The sequence below is a fragment of the Pedobacter sp. KBW06 genome (genome assembly GCF_003852525.1).
Lineage (GTDB): Bacteria > Bacteroidota > Bacteroidia > Sphingobacteriales > Sphingobacteriaceae > Pedobacter.
Map to the genome: position 1 here is coordinate 782,339 of NZ_QAJL01000002.1, position 16,673 is coordinate 799,011.

General features: G+C 42.6%; 13 protein-coding genes. 1 reads left to right on the top strand and 12 read right to left on the bottom strand.

Translation table 11 applies throughout. From position 1 onward, the window contains the following. The first annotated feature begins 3 nt into the window (after positions 1-3). Positions 4-1,809: an excinuclease ABC subunit UvrC gene (gene uvrC, locus DBR43_RS13460; protein ID WP_124581606.1), complete on the top strand. Its 1,806-nt coding sequence runs from the start codon at positions 4-6 to the stop codon at positions 1,807-1,809. Between the two features lie 54 nt (positions 1,810-1,863). On the opposite strand, the gene gldN is transcribed toward uvrC, so the two are convergent. The 12 genes from gldN to DBR43_RS13520 form a co-directional block, all read right to left on the bottom strand. Next, entirely contained in the window at positions 1,864-2,742 is an 879-nt protein-coding gene (gene gldN, locus DBR43_RS13465; protein ID WP_124581608.1) for a gliding motility protein GldN, read from the bottom strand. A gap of 8 nt (positions 2,743-2,750) precedes the next feature. Continuing rightward, the gene (gldM, locus tag DBR43_RS13470; RefSeq protein WP_124581610.1) at positions 2,751-4,289 is read right to left on the bottom strand and encodes a gliding motility protein GldM; all 1,539 of its coding nucleotides are present in this window, start codon (positions 4,287-4,289) and stop codon (positions 2,751-2,753) included. A gap of 43 nt (positions 4,290-4,332) precedes the next feature. Continuing rightward, complete coding sequence (gene gldL / locus DBR43_RS13475) at positions 4,333-5,148, bottom strand: gliding motility protein GldL (RefSeq protein WP_124581612.1); 816 nt, start codon at positions 5,146-5,148, stop codon at positions 4,333-4,335. 36 nt (positions 5,149-5,184) lie between these two features. Beyond that, positions 5,185-6,540 (bottom strand): SUMF1/EgtB/PvdO family nonheme iron enzyme, encoded by a 1,356-nt coding sequence (locus tag DBR43_RS13480; RefSeq protein WP_124582088.1) that lies wholly within the window; start codon positions 6,538-6,540, stop codon positions 5,185-5,187. Between the two features lie 225 nt (positions 6,541-6,765). Further along, positions 6,766-7,536: a uroporphyrinogen-III synthase gene (locus DBR43_RS13485; RefSeq protein ID WP_124581614.1), complete on the bottom strand. Its 771-nt coding sequence runs from the start codon at positions 7,534-7,536 to the stop codon at positions 6,766-6,768. A 17-nt stretch (positions 7,537-7,553) separates the two neighbouring features. Beyond that, complete coding sequence (locus DBR43_RS13490) at positions 7,554-8,537, bottom strand: DUF4271 domain-containing protein (RefSeq protein ID WP_124581616.1); 984 nt, start codon at positions 8,535-8,537, stop codon at positions 7,554-7,556. A 298-nt stretch (positions 8,538-8,835) separates the two neighbouring features. After that, positions 8,836-9,978, bottom strand: coding sequence for a thioredoxin family protein (locus DBR43_RS13495; RefSeq protein WP_124581618.1), 1,143 nt, complete (start codon positions 9,976-9,978; stop codon positions 8,836-8,838). A gap of 174 nt (positions 9,979-10,152) precedes the next feature. Continuing rightward, a complete protein-coding gene (locus DBR43_RS13500; protein WP_124581620.1) occupies positions 10,153-11,373 on the bottom strand; it encodes a retropepsin-like aspartic protease in 1,221 nt (406 codons plus the stop codon). Between the two features lie 97 nt (positions 11,374-11,470). Continuing rightward, complete coding sequence (locus tag DBR43_RS13505) at positions 11,471-12,853, bottom strand: TlpA family protein disulfide reductase (protein ID WP_124581623.1); 1,383 nt, start codon at positions 12,851-12,853, stop codon at positions 11,471-11,473. 49 nt (positions 12,854-12,902) lie between these two features. Beyond that, positions 12,903-14,432, bottom strand: a complete 1,530-nt coding sequence (locus DBR43_RS13510) for a PKD-like family lipoprotein (protein WP_124581625.1) — start codon at positions 14,430-14,432, stop codon at positions 12,903-12,905. Positions 14,433-14,460: 28 nt separating this feature from the next. Beyond that, complete coding sequence (locus DBR43_RS13515; RefSeq protein ID WP_158622493.1) at positions 14,461-15,234, bottom strand: DUF4843 domain-containing protein; 774 nt, start codon at positions 15,232-15,234, stop codon at positions 14,461-14,463. Positions 15,235-15,250: 16 nt separating this feature from the next. Continuing rightward, positions 15,251-16,672, bottom strand: a complete 1,422-nt coding sequence (locus tag DBR43_RS13520) for a RagB/SusD family nutrient uptake outer membrane protein (protein ID WP_158622494.1) — start codon at positions 16,670-16,672, stop codon at positions 15,251-15,253. Position 16,673: the final 1 nt, after the last annotated feature.

Here is a 16,673-nt window from a genome sequence, read left to right on the forward strand (position 1 = left end):
CCCATGAGTGCTTTTGATTATAAAAAGGTATTGGCCGATATTCCGCATAAGCCTGGTGTTTACCAGTATTGGGATATAGAAGATACCCTGATATATATCGGCAAAGCCAAAGACCTGAGAAATAGGGTTGGTTCTTATTTCAATCAGGATAAACAGCTGAACGGGAAGACCAAAGTCCTGGTTTCCAAGATCAGAAAAATCACCTTCACTATTGTGGATACGGAGATTGATGCCTGGCTGCTGGAAAACAGCCTGATCAAAAAGCATCAGCCGCGATACAACATCATGCTGAAAGATGATAAGACCTATCCATGGATTATCATCAAGAAAGAACCCTTTCCAAGGGTATTCTGGACGAGAAACAGGGTGAAGGATGGTTCTACTTATTTTGGCCCCTATGCTTCGGTAGGCATGATGCACACCATTCTGGACCTGATTAAAGAAACGTATACGCTCCGGACCTGTAACCTGCCCCTCACGGAGAAAAATATCAGCGCCGGCAAATTTAAAGTCTGCCTGGAGTACCAGATCGGGAACTGTAAAGGGCCTTGTCAGGCTTACCAGGCCGAGGAAGAATACGACAGGAATATTGAAGAAATAAAAGACATCCTGAACGGAAAGATCGGGACTGTCATCAAAGATGTAAAACAGATCATTAAGGATGCAGCGGCAGAACTCAACTTTGAATATGCCCATCAATACCAGAGAAAACTGGTGGTCCTCGAAAAATATCAGAGTAAATCTACCGTTGTCAGCAGTGCCATCACCAATATTGATGTGGTAAGTATTGCTTCCGATGAGCGTTATGCTTTTGTGAATTACCTGAAGATCATGAATGGCAGCATCATTCAGACCCAAACCATCGAGATCAAAAAGCGACTGGACGAAACTGATGAGGAGCTGTTAACCATTGCCATCACCGAATTCAGGACCAAATTTAACAGCACCTCCAAAGAGATCGTTGTTCCTTTTGAAATCATACTGGAAGATAAAAACATCCGCTTTACTGTTCCCAAACTCGGGGAAAAGAAAAACCTGCTGGAGCTCTCTCAGAAAAACGTTTTGTTTTTCAGAAAGGAAAAACTGAACCAGTATGAAAAGCTGAACCCAGACCTGAGAACGGACCGCATTCTGACACAAATGCAAAAGGACCTGAGTTTAACCCAGCTGCCTAAGCATATCGAATGTTTTGACAACTCCAACTTCCAGGGTAAGTATCCCGTTTCGGCAATTGTGGTGTTCAAAGATGCCAAACCTTCCAAAAAGGACTACCGGCATTTTAACGTGAAAACAGTAGAAGGTCCCAACGATTTCGCGACGATGGAAGAGGCCGTTTTAAGGCGATATAAGCGCATGCTGGAAGAAGAGGAGACTTTGCCTCAACTCATCATCATTGATGGTGGTAAGGGGCAGTTATCCTCTGCAATGACGAGCTTAAAAAAGCTGGGCATAGACAAGAAGGTCGCCGTGATCGGAATTGCGAAACGCCTGGAAGAACTGTTCTTCCCGGGAGATCCCTATCCGCTCTACCTTGACAAAAAGTCGGAGACCCTGAAAATCATCCAGCAACTCCGGGATGAAGCCCACCGCTTCGGCATCACCTTCCACCGCAAGAAAAGAGACCAGGGCACGTTAAAAACGGAACTGGAGCAAATAGAAGGCATTGGAAAGACCACCGCCGACAAGCTCCTGCGTCATTTCAAATCCGTGAAAAAGATTGCGGAGGCCGAAGAATCAGAACTACAGAAAGTCCTCAATAAAGCGCAACTTCTCGCTTTAACGAATTACTTCAATAAAGATGAAGCATAAAAAAAGCCGGTCCTCTAAAGAAGACCGGCTTTTTTGTGTGATGACATTTGGAAATTAATATTCCCAAAGGCTTTGCTCAAAATCCGCGATAGATTTCTTAATCTTTTCTGATTCGTATAATTTCCTCGGATCTTTAGGATCTGTTAAGCCCAGCATATCTGTAATGTTCTTATTGCCCGGATTTGTTTCCTTCACAATGTAGCTCGAGAACAAACGTCTTACAAAGAAATCATCAAAGGTCAGGACCGAGGCATCGTTGCCCGGGTTCATCAGCTTTTTCTTGGTCAGCAGTTCTCTGGCATCATCATAATAGATCCAAAATACCGGCTGCCAGTTTCCTTCCACCATTTTCATTGGTGCAAGACCAACGATTCTGGGTTCAAAAATAGAGCGTTTGGTGTCCAGGATCCAATCTTCTTTGATCCTGTATTTCTGGAATTCATCCGATCTCAGTTTTTTCAGGGTAGGCTCTGCGATTTTTCCCGTTGTAGCATCAGGAGTTCCTTCTGTTACCCCACGCATGCTCTGAAGCGCTTGCTGCGCCGTTAACGCAATTTTAAAGGAATCATTGTCTTCCAGAATTTTTCCGGCTACGGTATCCTTCGGGGAGTAGGCAGTGAGTTCTTCATTGGTGATTGCTTCCATCAGCACATCGATCAGTTTCGCATTTTCAGCTTTCAGAACCGAGTTAATGGTGTCTCTAAGATCTATTTCACGCCAGATGCGTTTCGAATAGTACACATCTTCTTCCCGCACATCTGCGTAGGGAACCATTACGGCACTATCCACATCTTTTCTGGCTGAAAAACCATCTTTAGGTGGTGTTTTTATCTTCGTCTTTTTCAAGGGTTTTACTTCTGCAGGCGGGCCGTCCTGTGCAGCAGCTCCGAATCCTAACAACAGTAATAACGCAATACTTAAAATATTTTTCATGTTCCCTCCTATTTTGCACTAAATGTGATGCCGTCTAAAACCTTCTGACGACCATCAGGCCCTTCACACACGATGTCTTTAAAGATCACCGTTGCTCCCGGCTTGATCGAGTTCAGGGCCCCTTTTACCTGGCCGCTAAATCCACCACCACTATTTTGTATCGTAACCGCGTCGGATCTCGGATTGATAAATGTTGCCGAGAATCTGATCACTCTGTATTTAACATCAAAAACGAAATCATCCAGTTGTGTATCCATAAGACCCGCACTTTCCAGCCATTCCAGATCCACACTTCCGCCCGATTTACCTTTTACCAATGCTTTAGGCGTTGGTAAAGCTTTCACCCTGAACCTTTGTGATCCCAGGTTTAAAGTCTTTCCTCCGCTTGATGCCGAGACATTGATGTTTAGTTCTTTTCCAACCTGGCTACCGGCAACGTTGACTGTATATTTACCGTTTCCACCTGCAATCGTTCCACCATCCATACTCGCATGTACACTCTCCAGAGGAAAGCCTGCGGCCGATACAGAAAACGGATTAGGGATCCCTGCATAAATCACGTTCATTTTATCCGGTGATACCGTTGCAGAAGGTTTAGCCACCTGATAAGTTTGTTCAGGAGTTTTATACTCCATCACTTTACCATCGGTTTGTTTTACGCGGATCGTTCCAACCCATTTGAAAACCCCTACACTTCCGGTACTTCCCGTATACACCCCTTTACCATCTTTTACTGACAGCGGGTTTGAATTTACAGAAATATCGGGATTAGAACGGGAATCGCTTGCCGTTAAAAACACCTGAGCCGTGTAAGGCTGTCCCTGAATCACATAAGAACTTGGCGCCACAGCAACTGCATCAAACTGATCCAGGTTGACCAAGGCTTTGTCCATGTTTCCGAATAATTTCTTGACTACTTCTGCCTCTGCATTTTTTACGTCAGACTGAAGTTTGGTCAGAATTGTATTTGCAGCAGTTAGCGGCGTTCCTTCACCGAAGTTGATGTCTGCCCAGTTTTTCTTGCCATTTACCGCTTTCTCGGCATTCTTCGCTTCCAATGAAAAAGTAATTCCTTTACGGTCTTCCGGCTTAAGTAAAGCAATTAGTTTCTCGCGGGTTTCATTGATTTTTACCTGCAATTTATCGCCTTCTTTCTGATTGATCATGATTCCCTGCGCGATGTCCATATTGGAGCGCTCGGTTAAATCGCCTGTTTCCGGATCAATTCCTTTTCCGGCAACTGTAAACTGATCTTTCAGCTTCTGGATATAATTGTTCAGCTCATCGGCATAAGCTTTTGCCTTATTGGCGCTTTCCCAAATGGGCTGTGCCCTTGCAGGCTCGTCTTTAAGTTTAGTATTCTGAAATGCAGCAAACAACTGTTCAATGCTGAGATTGACATTTGTTTTTGAAGTCACCAAACTGTCGTTGATGTTCTTAAAAGCATTAAGGATAGTATCTGATACGTTTAAAGCAAGCATAGCTAACAATACCAAATACATGATATTGATCATCTTCTGCCTTGTCGTTTGTTTTCCTCCGGCCATTATTAATTAGGTCTATGATTAAATGATAACTAATTAAATATGCTTATACACGTGGCTGATTCATGGCAGATAACATATTGCCATAGATCGCATTTAATGAAGATAGATTTTTAGCAAGTTTACCTACTTCATCTTTAAACTGTTTAGAATCTTCCATAGACTCATTGAAGTTATTCATCGTTAGTGAAAGGTTCTGATAGAACTTATTCATTGATTTAAGATGTGCACTTGAATCCTGTAATTCCAGTTCGTAAACAGCGTTTAAGGCAGAAAGGTTTTTCGCCAGGGCATTCACCTGCGAATGATAGGCTTGAGAAGCGCCGGTACTTTCTCCGATTTCGACCAGTTGAGCCGTTGCTTTTGAGAAAGCTCCATTTAAAGAATCGAAACTTGCGGAAGCAGTTTTCAGTTTAGTTGTAAATTCGTTTGTTGCTGTTGAAGCATCTGCTACATTAGAAATTGCAGCTACTTTATCTCCAAAGGTACGTAATCCTGTACCCAGGCTTTCGATCAGTTCCGGTCCTACTTTAGCATCTGCCAGCATTTTATCAAGGGCAGCAGTAGAAGAGAATGATGCAGCTGGCTGAACAGCAGCTCTTGCTGATGATGTTGGTAATTCCCCATCGTAATCAGCTCTTAATTCCGGATATACCCTTTCCCATTCCGGTTCAGGTTCCGGCTGGATAAAACCGGTTAAAGCAAATAAAATTGCTTCGACGCCTAATCCAATCCCGATCATGTAATTGCCCCAAACCCCACCTAAGTGAAGGATTTTAAAAAGCGCTCCAAGAATTACTACGCTGGCACCAAGCGATATCGCCAGGTGCATCTTATCGAATTTACGTTTTGCTGCTGCCATTTTCTTTTAAGGATGAAGAGGTGCTATGTGTTGTTTTTAGTTTCTATTCTTGATGTCGGAACCCGGATAAGCAGAAATGCACCTGAAGCCGATATATGACCTCGCCTGATCCTGATATTCATAAGTACCTACAGAGTTTTGAAGGAAGAATCCGATGTCTTTCCATGACCCTCCTCTAACCACTTTACGTTTCAGGTATTTGCTGTCTGAAGCTTTTGCCACGTAAGTAAAGTTTGGGTTAAAATCCAGCAATAAAGGCGCTGCTGATTGATTGTAAGCGGTAACTGTCCATTCTGCAACGTTACCAGCCATATTGTATAATCCGTAATCATTCGGGAAATAAGACTTCACGTTTACGGTGTATAAACCACCATCGTCAGAATAATTTCCACGTCCGACTTTAAAATTAGCCTGCATACATCCTTTGGTATTGCGCACATAAGGGCCGCCCCATGGATATTTTGTTTTCACATTACCACCTCTTGCGGCATATTCAAATTGCGCATCACTCGGCAGCTGATATTCAGGTCTTGAGTTTAAAGGTTGTTTTCTCGATACGGCAACGGATTCGTAGAAACGGGTACGCCATACACAAAAAGCAGTAGCTTGTTCCCAGGTTACACCCACTACAGGATAATCGTCGTAAGAAGGGTGATTGAAATAAGTTTTGACCATCGGATCATTCTGTGAGTAAGAATAATCAACTTTCCAAACCAGGGTATCCGGGTAAACATTTACCGAAGGAAACTGATTTGATTTGGCAGGGTCAGGAAGGTCTGTATAAGTGAGGATAAAATCCTGTCTTTTTTTGGTTGGGTCATTTCTGCCTTCGGCAGCCAGGTCAGAGCTTTTATAACTGTAAGCATATTTCAGCTTTCTCACATCGATTTCATTTCTACCTGGCAATGCATCTGCTCCGCTATAGTACATATCGGTCAGTTTAGCGCCAAGGCCACCGGATTTGGTGCTCCATAGGTTAGAACCATTTCCAACCTTCTTCCAGTCGATATAACGTTCGGAAACGGAGGTTGGCTGTCCGGTAGGCGCCGGCTTATAATAGGCGGCAGCACCACTTGGCCCCAGCGAGGTAATGGCCACAGAATCCCTTACCCAGTTTACAAATTGCCTGTATTCTGCGTTGGAAATCTCTGTCTGGTCCATGAAGAAAGCGCTAAATGAGGTCATTCGGCTTGGAGAGCTTTGAGAGTTGTTAATGTCTTCGTCAGACATTCCGATCAGTGTCCGTCCGGGAGGTACGTATACCATTCCTAATGGAACCCGGTTGTTTTTGAACTTTTTATTGTATACTCCAACCAATTCTCCCTGTCCGCCTTTTCCGCAGCTGGCCAATAGTATTGTAGCAATAAATCCAAAAAAGTAGATATTTCTCATCATATAGTCAGACAATTTTATAGCAATTTTATAGATTAAGATTCATATAAACAACTATTAGACTATAAAAATGCGACTAAAAGCAATAATGAACAAAGTTCTCCGTTCATTCGTCTATATCAATCCACTGTCAGAAAGTACTTTCTACTAAAAATTAAAAAGTACTAACTTCCGAAAAAAAAGTGCAAAATAAAAACTGTAAGCTACAAAAAATATCAGCGAATACTACTTGTTTGATTTTTTGATGTAATTCTCAATAGCCATGATCATAGACGGGGCTTCCGGTGAAGGTGCCGCGATATCTACCATTAGTCCTGCATCCGTTACCGCTTTGTGGGTATTTACGCCAAAAGCAGCAATACGGGTGTTATTTTGTTTAAATTCAGGAAAGTTGGTAAACAATGACTGGATGCTGGAAGGACTAAAAAATCCGATCACGTCATAGAATACTTCGGCCAGATCTGAAAGGTCAGAAACTACTGTTCTGAACAACACAGCTGGAGTAAAGTCGTATCCATTTTTTTGAAGGAAATTCATGGTATCTTCCGTTGCCATATCAGAGCATGGGTATAGGAATTTCTCATTGGCATGCTTTTTCAACACTTCAGCCAGGTCGGCTGCAGTCTGCTTACCAAAGAAGATTTTACGTTTTCTGTACTGGATGTATTTTTGTAAATACAGGGCGGTAGACTCCGAAATACAGAAATATTTCAGGTCAACAGGAACCTCATATCTCATTTCTTCGCAAATTCTGAAGAAATGATCTACCGCATTTCTGCTGGTGAACACTACTGCAGTAAAATCACCCAGTGTGATTTTGTCCTTTCTGAAGTCTCTGGCTGGAACTCCTTCAACATGAATGAATGATCTAAAATCAATTTTCAGGTTGTACTTCTTTGCCAAATCAAAATAAGGAGACTTCTCTGTTTCTGGTTTTGGTAAGGTGATTAATATACTTTTAACCTTACGCAACCTATCTTCTGTCTTTTCTTGCATTTTACCTAATTACCGCTTTAAAATCCTATTGCCTTGATTAATATTAATATAGGGCAAATTTCGAGGGCACAAAAGTACAGAAATAAATAGACTTTAGAAAATCTATAATGAGATAAAATATTAATTCCTGCGCGGATAAACTGGAAAGTAAAAATAATTGCAAGAAGTACAAAAGAAGCTGCCACATAGTAAGGTCCATACCTTAAAGGAGATAAGGCAAAAGCAATTACCAGCGGAATGAACACCAGGGAAAGATTAAAGTAACTTAAATATAATATGGAAACATATTCATTTACGGCTTTCTGCACGTCAAAAAGGTAGCCTAACATCCGTAAAATGATAATTTTAAAGACATATAAAACCACAATAAGTATCGAAATACTTACATAGAACTGGAATCCGCTACTCGAAAAAGTGACATGATAATACTGAGAGACCAGGTAAAAAAACATGCCCAATGTAAAACCAAACTGCACAAACAAAAGGAGAAAGGGCCAGGAGGTAAACAGGTTATCTTCCTTATTCAGGTTATTCAGAATCCGGTTACTAAAAAACGACTGAATGATGCTTTGCAATTGCTTGGCAAAAGAGATCCTGAGGGCCGAAAATATGGCCAGCAATACCGCCAAAACCCCAAGAATCCAGATGTCTCCTTTTGGCACGGGCTTCCCTGTCCGGAAAGGGCTGATCTTTTTTATCGTTCCGATTTCCTGATACCGGTTAAAAAGGTTGGTGCGTCTGGAAACATTCGCTTTCAGGATACTGTCTATGATGATATTTTTATTGATCAGAGAATCCGGCAGAATCCAGGTATGCGTCATGATAGAATCTGTCACATACTGCTTTCTGGCATAATACGCTGCATCCTTTACAATTTTCCTGGGATAAACCGGCTGTGCCGGCAATGTATCCACCGGAACAGGCGGAACCTGCGCATACCCTTCATGAAGGCCTGCAACAAAAATAACCAGGAGCAGCAGGATGATGCGGTTTAAATTCATTGCTGCAAATTTAGCTTTTTATTGTATTAATTCTGAAAAGGTTTTTACTTCCCAAAATTCCTTTTTAATCACAGAACAACCATCCCTTTTTATCACAAAAAAAACTTGGCACCAAAGGCTGAAGCCGGAAAGTACAAACCAGAAACAGCTTCGGAAAAAGAAGGAATACAGTTAGAATTAAGCAGGGGTCAGGCAGGGATGAAACGCGGATTTTGTCCCTGTTCTATCCCTGATTTATCCGAAGCAGTTTCCAACCTGTATCCATCATGATATGGAGCAGCCTGACACCGCAGTAATCTTAAAGCGCATTCCGGAAATAAGTCCCATCCTTTTTTAGCAATCTGGCTTTTACCGATCCCCATTCCGCATACTTTTTTGCCGCTTCTTTATCGTTTTGTTCGACCATCAATCTCGTAGCAGCAGCGAGAACGGAATAAGAAGCATCCATGTTGACCACCTTTTTCATCCATTTCACAAACAGCTCTTTTTCCTCAGCATCAACTGTGGGACCATTCAGATACATGGACAGGTAACGAACTTTATTGTCGTCATCATTGTAATGCTCCGCAGCATATCTGAAAAATGTTTTATGGTCCTTATGGATGTTGTAATAATAGGCTTCGGCCAGATCTATTTTTGCATATTTCCAGTCTTTTTCAGAAAAAAGCGGCCTGACCTCCGTCAGAAAAGCATTAAAACGGTCCTCATCCCGGGCATCACCCAATGCTTTCAACCTCACATTCATAATGGCATTCCGCTTTCCCCAGATCAGCTCCTTACCATACTTTTCTTCAAACGAAGCATAGTTTTCAAGGAAATAATCATCCCATTTTTTATTGACACTCCTGCCCGATAAAAACGGGATTGCAGCCGGCTCCGCCAATGCGTCCTTAGTTTGGTCCAGATAAGCAGCAAGTGCTGCTGTTTTCATCGGTTGACGTGCTTTGAACATAGCCGTATAAAAATCAGGATGAGCCACCTGAATTGAGGGGCTGAACCCGGTTAATATTGTTCCTTTTTTAGCTTTCAGGATGGATTCTCTCAACAATTTCTGAAATACATCTGCTTCCTGATAGCCGGAAAACCTGGAAATCAGCTGCCCTTGTTCATTTAAGATCAGAAAAGTCGGAAAGCCCGTAACTGCATATTTCAATTGCAATGCTTTTCCCAACTCTTCCACTATAAAATCAATTTTCACACTCACAAAGTTCTCCTTCATGAATTTGATGACCTCCGGAAGTGGGAATACTTCATCATCCATTTCTTTACAAGGGTGACAGCCGACAAAATAACTATCAATGAACACCAGTTTATTTTCTTTTTTTGCTTTTGCAAATAAGGCTTCCCAGGAATCTGCTTTCACAAATTGATTTTCCTGGGCGCTCAGCCGGATGCTTGCTATAACCAGCAATAACAGTCCGCATATTTTATATATTTTCATCAGTATATATTTGTTTTTTATCGATCATGAGGCGATCATGATCTTATATTATTTATTGTTGTTAATGGCATTCATTAGCTCACAAGCCCGGTTCATTTCCTGACGTGATCTGTAAGATCATGATGGTTTCATAATTGAATCCGTTTAAGATGAAGTCGTCTTGTAAAAAAATGATCATTGTTTCGTAATCGTATCTTTAAATACCTGTCCGTTATAAACAGATTCGATCACATAATTTGTCCCTGCCGGCATTGCCAGAAGTTTGTCCAGTTGCTTTCTGTCTTTTAACAATTGCGGAGCGGAAAACCCATTCAGAGCGCTTAAGCGGGCACCCTGTTTCAGCTTCAGGCCAGGATTCTCCATAGCGGTTAATCCTTGAACCACTAATGCCCCATCGCCGTCAAAGCCAAAAAGATATCCGCCAATTGCAAAATCATGCGGGTAATCATAGCTCTTATTTGCGACAAGCTGAATTTCTTTCTTCTTCAGGTTGATTGTAAAATTATACCTGCTGATTAACCTTGCGCCTATGGAGCCGTCAAATCCGGGATTCCAGTCTTCGCTCTGTCCGCCTCCTGCCATTAACGTAACCGGCATTTCTTTAATCAGCGGCATATTTGAGAAAGAAAAAGAAGCTGCTTTACCACTAAAGGTCGGCGTAGTAACGCCCATACTACTGGTACTGCCGTGGTATTCCGGTTTAAATCCGCTCACCAGCAACCTGTTCTTTTTAACAAATGGGCGGAAGCAAATCAGCTGATATGCCGCACCGGTATCAAAGATAAATTCTGCCGGATGCGCCTGCCCCGTAACAATGGCCAGGCTGCCGGGAATAATGAACAATCCGGAAGGAATACTGATCGGGACAACCGTTCCTTTCTGTTCGTATTCATAACCATCAAAATCGTACAAAGAAAGTTCCTTTTTATCGAAGTCGACCTTTGTGACATAACTTCTGGCAATGGTATTACCGATGATTCCATCCGTCCCTTTATGCAACTCTTTGAAGATCGCAATGCTTTGGTCCGGCAGGTCAAATGCCCCCAGGTGTACCACGTTTCCCTCCGAAACAGCGATGTCCATGCTCCCTCCCACCACCGATGCCTTTTGCTTTCTTGAGACTTTTAAACCAATCGAATCTGCCAAATCCTGGCTCAGGGCCATCCCATCTGCACCGGTATCAAATAATAACCTCAGTGGCCGCTGGCTTCCATTAATTTTAACCCTCAGAATAATCGCACCATTGTCAGTTTCAAAAGGGATTTTGACTTTCAGTGCCGCTGCCGAAGTTTTCCGTGCGGAGGCCGGTGTCATTTGTTGCTGCGCCTGGATATACTGATCCGGCAACAATGCCAACAGCATAAAGACGAGGCATAGTTTATATTTGTTGTTCATAAAAATTTAAGCTGATAAAAGGGGCCGGCCCGGATCAGGCCAGCCCTTAAAAGCAATGGATTACAATACAGAGCGTGGTTTTAATACCTTGCAAAAACTATTTTGCCAATGTTTTTTCCAATAAAGCTTTGAGCTCCGGACTGGAGGGCCTTGGCGAATCAACCGTCACGATTTTACCTTGTCTGTCGAAGACCATAAAGCGTGGAATTCCGGTGATCTTATAATACTGGGCAAGGTCTCCCCAGCCTGAGGCAAATAACTGAGTGCCACCCAAATGATCATCGGCGATCATCTTAAGCCATTTATCCTTGTCTTTAGCTTCATCTACAGAGATGCTGACGATAGCAACATCAGTGCCTTTCATCTCTTCTTCCAGCTTTTTCAAATGAGGGATTTCTGCTTTACATGGCCCACACCAGGTTGCCCAGACATCTACCAAAACAACTTTGCCTTTTAAATCATCCATCGTCACCGTTTTACCGGTTTTATCAGGATAGGAGAATTTAAAAGCAGCATCGCCAGGCTTCAATAAAGCCAAAGGCGCAAGGATATCCATGTTTCTTTTCTTCTGACTTTTGGTGATCACATACTTACCATAAGTATCAATCAGCTCTTTATAGTCGTTATAACTTCTACAACGTTCTGCCTGATCCAGGATCGCATCTCCTTTTAAAGTATCATTCGGCAAATAGGCCAGTGCATTTCTGAGGCCTGCCAGACCTCCCTCAAATTTCACATTGTGCTGTCTTAAATTGATCATTACCAATGAGGAAAGCATCCGTTTTCCCCATGGATTCCGATACAATGCACTTGCATTCGTAGAAAAATCCTGCGCCTTAAGTGTGCTGTAGTAAGGGCTCCATTCTTCCAGTGAAGGATGTGCTGAGCGTGGCGTATTTATAAAATTAGCCGCATAGAAAGCCATATCAAAGGCCATATATGCTTTCATCTGCTGATCAAACTTTGGGTTTCCACTGGACTTTCCATTTAAAAAAGTTTTAGATTTTGCAGCGATATCTTCCAGCTGAGGGAAGAAATCGACAAAGGTACTCTGCACTTTCATAAAATTAACCGCCTTCTGTTCCAATGGAAAAACAAGGTCATGCCATTGGGTTAAGAGGGTATTTTCTCTGGAATTTAGTTTGCCGGTCAGTTCATAACCTGATTCCAGGATGGAAAGGGACAATTGCTCCCCACCCTTAAAATAAAATTTATAGTTGTCATTTGCGGCGACTGCAGATCCCGTTCCGATCAGATATAATCCTTCATATTCCGGGTAGAAGAGAAATCCGAATTTCCCTTTCTCTTCGGGTACCGCAGTTGCGATTTCTACCGTTTTACCCTCTGTTACTTTAAACAGCTTAACAGCTGTCATTTTCTCCTTTTTTAGCAGCCCGGTAACTTTAACCGGCATTTGTGCCGATACCGAACTGATGAATAGCGAAAGGATTGCTGCGCTACATATTCTTTTTAGGTTCATTGTTTATAATTTTAGATTTGTGTGTGTAAATACAATTACCGGATAGAGGTTAACGTTCTCTATAGCTTACGCTAACGATTTTACCAAAGCCGGAATAACTTTCGCCCAGGGTCAGGTCGCCGTTTAGTGAAGGAACAGTGTAGAGTTCCATTTTCCCATTACGCTCTGCGGGTAATGCCGGATCATATGAACAAACCATCAGCTGATTTTTTCTGCTTTCATAATACGGGCGCGAACTCCCTCCTTTTGTGAATTTTTGAAACTTAAGCAGGCTTACTTTCTCTGCTCCTTTATCCAGCATCAGCTTACTCGTTTTTAAAGACATGTCATATTCGTAGACCTTCCCCCCCGCACTGTAAAACAGATAACCGTAGGTTGGACTAACAGCAAACTTGTCTGCATTACCGATCTCTGCACCTGTGATTTCCGCATAATAAGTTTGGATTGCGGTAACCAGGTTAAACCGGGCGAGAAAGACTTTGCCATCTTTGCCTTTAAGAATCGCAAATACATCTCCTCCGTTAAAAGGAGAATATTCCATGTAAATCAGGTCCTTTCCAACATTATTATAATCAAACAAAGCATTGTCCATTGTAGGCATCGTACTGCAGGTAGACTCATTGTTGATGTGCCTCACAAACCTTCTTTTATCCACATCAAACAGCGCAGCATTGGGCATCAGGTTCGCACTGGAGAGTGACCTGGCAATAAAGGGGGCCGCTTTAAATGGAACTGCTTCTTCTTTAACCAGGTTAATGGGTACCCCATAATTGATCTGGTATACGGCGTAATAATAATATACATTCCCCGCAGCAAACATGTAGGAAGTACCGGCTCCCTGAGGATGCTCTGTTGAAGCCATAAAGTCAGCGTGAAAATCATCAGGAACGTTAGAGACCATCTCGTATTTAATATTGAGGGTATTTTTCCATTTAAAGGTCTCAGCATCGATCCTGTTGGTCGCTTTGTCTGTAGAAAGATAAATCCCATAATTGCTGAAATTAAACTGATAGCAATGGACATCCAGGGGCTTCCCTTTCAGCGTCAGTTCGGAGCCCGTTGAAGCCAGTACATCGGTTACCGGCGTATAAACCTCATTCACCTTTGAGATCATGTCCAACCTCGCGGCACCATTCACGTCGTTTAGCACCATCCAACCTTCATAGATGCTTGTTTGCACCGTCAGTTTGAATGAGGTCCGGTAGGCAACACCTGTTTTTTTATCGGTTACGATATAGTAAACGTCGTAAATTCCGGAAGGAATTTTGACCACAACATCCAGGTTCCGTGTTGTTGCCAGCTCTTTTCTTATTTCTGAATTCAAGGCCTCCCCTTTTTTCATGGCGAACCATTGATAGGAATAGGCCTGTTCATCATTGGTGTCGTCTTTTGTAAATTTCAGCACCGGGCTGACCTTAAACTTTTCACCCAGCAGGGCATTGTAAGCCTTTTCCATCCCTCCAAAATCAACTGAGTTGATTTCTTCATAGTTGTAATTGCCAAGGTCTTTTCTACAGGAAAAGCTGACAAACAGCATTACAAAGAGTAATGCCTGTTTAAAATATCTATAGTTTAACATCTTTTGATCTAAATTTTAGTTTAAGAAATTACTGAACTGAATCACCCATTCTCATTTCTTTTCCATCCTCTTCATATATGGTTTTCCCCGAGGCTTTCATCTCATTCAGGTAGCGTTGCATGAAGGTGCCATAAAACACCAGTTTGGAGATAGAGGTCAGGTTGGTATTGTCCAGGTCACCTATGTCTTTAATTTCCGCCGTCTCTGCCATAAGGAATAATTTTTTCCTGCTGAATGGGCCCAGGTAATATTCAAGCCATGCGGCCGGCTTTTTCAAGATGTCATTAAGATGGATTTTGTACCTGATGTAACTGATTTTTCTACCCGTTGCGGCATCCAGAACGCGATCGGCCATGGTCGTTTTAAAATTCTCGTTACTTTCCAGGTTCAGGATTATTGAATAGTCCTTGGTTAACATATCCGGAGTACGGTGCAGCTTTATACCGACAATCGCCACCTGCCCGTTTGCAGGGATCGCGAAATTTTTATTCAGGATCTCGTAATGCGTATTGGGAACTGCGGTAGATGCCGGATCTATGGTCAGTTTAAACTCCTTGTCTATCGTGGAAGTCGGCCCGGAGATCATTACCGGAATCAGCACAACCGAATCTGTCATCGTATTTTTAGCGTAGGAGAAGGAAATCACCGTACTGTCTCCAACCGGCTTTTTTTCCCAGGCAAAGACAGAGGGTAAAAAGTAGATCCCTGTTGCTCCTTCAAAGGTTTTCAGGTCTTTCTTACATGCACTGAACAGGCTTCCTATGGCGACCAGTGCAATGACGAGGTATATATATTTTTTCATAATGGTCTGGATTAAATTATCGGGGAGTGAGTTCGGACAAGGGTAAAGGGAAGACATACTTAGCCGCGTTCATCGTGATATTTCCACTTGCCACCAAAGGATTTGGAATCGGGCTCAGGTTTCTTCTCTTATAATAATACCAAAGCTGGCCTTCGCCAAAGAATTCTTTCTGGTACTCTTTCTGCAGCTCAGTGGTTAGTGTTGCTGTTCCCGGCAGGTTCAATAAACCTCTGTTGTTGCGTACCGTGTTCAGGTAAGCGACATTTTGTTCACTTTCCGCAGCGATATAATAGATTTCACTGAGCCTGATCAGGGGAACTGTAAGGCGATAGATCAGCTTTTTATCATTGATATCCGCATACTTAAAGAAGGTTTTGTACCCCTTTCCTCCAATCCCCGTCAACATCCAGTTTGGGTTATAACGATAATCATTTTCATTGCTTTCGAAGGTCGCTTTCAGGCGGCTGTCCAGGGGTGCAAGTACTTCTTTATCCTGCAGATCAGGTGCAAAAAATGCCCTGTAGTTGTCGTACAGGTCTAAGCTTTGCAGGCCGAAAAGAATTTCAGTAGAGAATACCCGGTCAGGGTTTGATTTATCAGACAGGATATTTCCAGAGGTAATCCAAGGGAATTTTGCCGTATTACTGATCACTTCTTTGGCCGCAGCAGCTGCAGAAATCTTATCGCCGCGGTACAGATAGGCACGCGCCTGGAGGCCTTTAACTGCGAAATAATTCATGCGATAGTTGCGGTAGGTCAGGTAATCTTTATCAGAGGACTTTACGACTCCTCTTGTCCGGATGGGATCCACGAGCAACAAACTTTCTGCTTTTTTAAGGTCCGTGATGACCTTCTGCATCACCTCGTTTGCCGGCAGGATCGGGTTTACTTCTGTTCCCGCCTCAGTATAATAAGGGATTGCGGTCTTCAGTGAGTCTGCTGTGCTGTACACCGGGCCGTACATTCTTAAAAGATCAAATTGCAGAAAAGCCCTTAAAGCATAGGCTTCTCCCCTGAACAAAGAATCGGCCTGTGCATCAAGCACACCGGGATAAACATCCAGGTTTTTAATGAATTTATTTGCATTCACGACATTGATATAGGCATTGGTCCAGATGTTGTCCAGCTTCGCCCTTACATCTTTATCATCATAGGTATAGCTTTGGTATTTTGTGAGGTTATGAAGTGTACCCACGTTATAGCGCTGGGCCAGTATATCAAGGATGGTACCCGTTAAGGTTGCACCATAAAGCTTGGATTTACCCATGTCCAGGTAGATACCGTTCAGGGCATCTGAAATCCCCTGGGGAGTTGCAAAAATTTGCCTTTCGGTAAACTTATCTTCAGGTTGTACGTCAAGCCACTTTTTGCAGGAGCCCAATAGCATCAGCGAACTTAAGCCGACGACGATACATATATTTTTAGCTAATGTTTTCATA

Coding starts and splice junctions, on each gene's coding strand:
- uvrC (WP_124581606.1), top strand. CDS start 4: ATGAGTGCTTTTGATTATAAAAAGGTATTGGCCGATATTCCGCATAAG.
- gldN (WP_124581608.1), bottom strand. CDS start 2,742: ATGAAAAATATTTTAAGTATTGCGTTATTACTGTTGTTAGGATTCGGA.
- gldM (WP_124581610.1), bottom strand. CDS start 4,289: ATGGCCGGAGGAAAACAAACGACAAGGCAGAAGATGATCAATATCATG.
- gldL (WP_124581612.1), bottom strand. CDS start 5,148: ATGGCAGCAGCAAAACGTAAATTCGATAAGATGCACCTGGCGATATCG.
- DBR43_RS13480 (WP_124582088.1), bottom strand. CDS start 6,540: ATGAGAAATATCTACTTTTTTGGATTTATTGCTACAATACTATTGGCC.
- DBR43_RS13485 (WP_124581614.1), bottom strand. CDS start 7,536: ATGCAAGAAAAGACAGAAGATAGGTTGCGTAAGGTTAAAAGTATATTA.
- DBR43_RS13490 (WP_124581616.1), bottom strand. CDS start 8,537: ATGAATTTAAACCGCATCATCCTGCTGCTCCTGGTTATTTTTGTTGCA.
- DBR43_RS13495 (WP_124581618.1), bottom strand. CDS start 9,978: ATGAAAATATATAAAATATGCGGACTGTTATTGCTGGTTATAGCAAGC.
- DBR43_RS13500 (WP_124581620.1), bottom strand. CDS start 11,373: ATGAACAACAAATATAAACTATGCCTCGTCTTTATGCTGTTGGCATTG.
- DBR43_RS13505 (WP_124581623.1), bottom strand. CDS start 12,853: ATGAACCTAAAAAGAATATGTAGCGCAGCAATCCTTTCGCTATTCATC.
- DBR43_RS13510 (WP_124581625.1), bottom strand. CDS start 14,432: ATGTTAAACTATAGATATTTTAAACAGGCATTACTCTTTGTAATGCTG.
- DBR43_RS13515 (WP_158622493.1), bottom strand. CDS start 15,234: ATGAAAAAATATATATACCTCGTCATTGCACTGGTCGCCATAGGAAGC.
- DBR43_RS13520 (WP_158622494.1), bottom strand. CDS start 16,672: ATGAAAACATTAGCTAAAAATATATGTATCGTCGTCGGCTTAAGTTCG.